Annotated in this window: 1 protein-coding gene; it reads right to left on the bottom strand. The window is 73.5% G+C overall.

The window, feature by feature from the left end:
- Positions 1-1,113 (bottom strand): efflux RND transporter periplasmic adaptor subunit (locus AC1D15_RS33605; protein ID WP_477829471.1); only part of this gene is annotated, 1,113 nt, incomplete at both ends.

Below are 1,113 nucleotides of genomic sequence, written 5' to 3'. Positions count from 1 at the left end.
GCCCGAGGCACGGCGGCCCGGCGGGAACGCACCGGCCGGGCCCGAGGCGCCCTGCGCGCCCGACGCGGCGCGGTCGGCCGAGAGCGTCACGCGCGCGCCGTCCTTCAGCCGGTCGGCGCCTTCGGTGATGACCCGCTCGCCGGCCTCGAGCCCGGCGGTGATCGAGACCTTGTCGACCGTCGCCTGGCCGCGCGTGACGGTGCGCTGCTGCACGGTGCGGTCGGGCTGCAGCACGTAGACGTAGTCGCCGTCGCGGCCGTTGCGCAGCGCGGTGATCGGCACCACGACGGCGCCCTTCACGGTGTCGAGCAGCAGGCGCACGTTGACGAACTGGTTCGGGAACAGCGCGCCGCCCTGGTTCGGGAAGCGGGCCTTGGCCTTCACGGTGCCGGTGGTGGTGTCGACGAGGTTGTCGAAGGTGGAGAAGGTGCCGCTCTCGAGCTTGCTGGTGCGGGTGCGGTCGTAGGCGGCGACCGGCAGCTGGGCGCCGCTGGCGACGCGGGCCTGGATGGCGGGCAGGCGATCCTGCGGGATCGAGAACGCGATGTCGATCGGTTCGGTCTGCGTGATCACCGCGATGCCGGTGGTGTCGCCCGACGACACCAGGTTGCCCTCGTCGAYGGTGCGCAGCCCGATGCGCCCGCCGACCGGCGCGGTGATGCGGGTGTAGGCGAGGTTCAGGCGGGCGGTGCCTTCGGAGGCCTTGTCGGTCATCAAGGTGCCATCGAGCTGCTTGACGAGCGCGGCCTGGGTGTCGACATCCTGGCGGGCGATCGAGTCCTGCGACAGCAGCGTCTGGTAGCRCGTCAGCGTGACGCGGGCGGCATCGAGCTGGGCCTCGTCGCGCAGGCGCTGGCCGCTCGCCTGCAGCAGCGCCATCTCGTACGGGCGGGCGTCGATGGTGGCGAGCAGCTCGCCCTTCTTCACCAGCTGGCCTTCCTTGAACAGCACGCGGGTCAACGTCCCCGAGACCTGCGCGCGCACGGTGACGGTGGCGGCGGGGGTGACGGTGCCGAGCGCCTCGATCAGCACCGGCAGCTCGGCCTGCGCGGCGGTGGCGACGCCGACGGTGGTGGCGCCGGCGCCGCGGCGCCCGGCCGCGCCGCCAGGGCC

The sequence above is a fragment of the Rhizobacter sp. P2_H2 genome, assembly GCF_056403375.1.
Note: the sequence above shows the minus strand (reverse complement) of the source record. Positions and strands in the feature narration are given on the sequence as shown.